This window comes from Campylobacter sp. 10_1_50 (assembly GCF_000238755.1).
GTDB lineage: Bacteria > Campylobacterota > Campylobacteria > Campylobacterales > Campylobacteraceae > Campylobacter_A > Campylobacter_A concisus_R.
Window position 1 is genome coordinate 1 of the sequence record NZ_JH414896.1, and the last position, 803, is coordinate 803.

Below are 803 nucleotides of genomic sequence, written 5' to 3' on the forward strand. Positions count from 1 at the left end.
CGTGCTTGGCGAAAATGCGCTAGCACTCACGGTAAAATCGCCTTATATGTCTTTGCGCGAGATAGACGAGGCGGTAGAATTTACTAAATTTTATGGCATCAGGCACGAGATATTTGAAGTGGGCATCGTTGATGAGATAAAGCTCAATCCGCAAAATCGCTGTTATCTTTGCAAAAAAGCAGTTTTTTCAAGGCTTTTTGCTCGTGCAAAAGAGCTTGGTTTTACAAATTTGGCTGATGGCACAAACAAAGACGATCTTGGCGAATATCGCCCAGGTTTAAAGGCAAAAGAGGAGCTTGGTGTGCTTTCGCCTCTAATAAATTTACGTAAATTTGAGATCCGCGAGCTTTCACGTGAGCTAAATTTAGCAACAGCAGACAAGCCAAGCTATGCATGCTTGCTAACTCGTTTGCCGCATGAAAAAGAGATAAGCGCAGATGGGCTAAATTTAGTAGAAGCGGCTGAAAATTTACTGATAAAAAGCGGCTACGCAAATGTGCGCGCAAGGCTTGATGATAGAAAAATGAAGCTGCAAATGCCATTTTCTAGCATGCAAACCTTTTTGAGCGACGTGAAATTTAAGTCTATCGTTAAAGAGCTAGTTGCACTTGGCGTGGCAGAGGTAACGCTTGATCTAAAGGGGCTTAGAGAGGATGTTTTGGTATGAGCGAGACTGAAATTTTAGAATTTATCGCTGGTATAAAAAACGGCAAGATGAGTGAGCAAGATGCGCTAAAGTATCTAAAAAACTACCCATTTAACGACATCGGATGCGCTAAGATCGACACTCAGCGCGCTTTGCG

1 protein-coding gene is annotated in these 803 nt (G+C 42.6%); it reads left to right on the top strand.

The genetic code is table 11. The features are described from left to right. The first annotated feature begins 1 nt into the window (after position 1). Positions 2-667: an ATP-dependent sacrificial sulfur transferase LarE gene (gene larE, locus HMPREF1019_RS09645; RefSeq protein ID WP_009295560.1), complete on the top strand. Its 666-nt coding sequence runs from the start codon at positions 2-4 to the stop codon at positions 665-667. Positions 668-803: the final 136 nt, after the last annotated feature.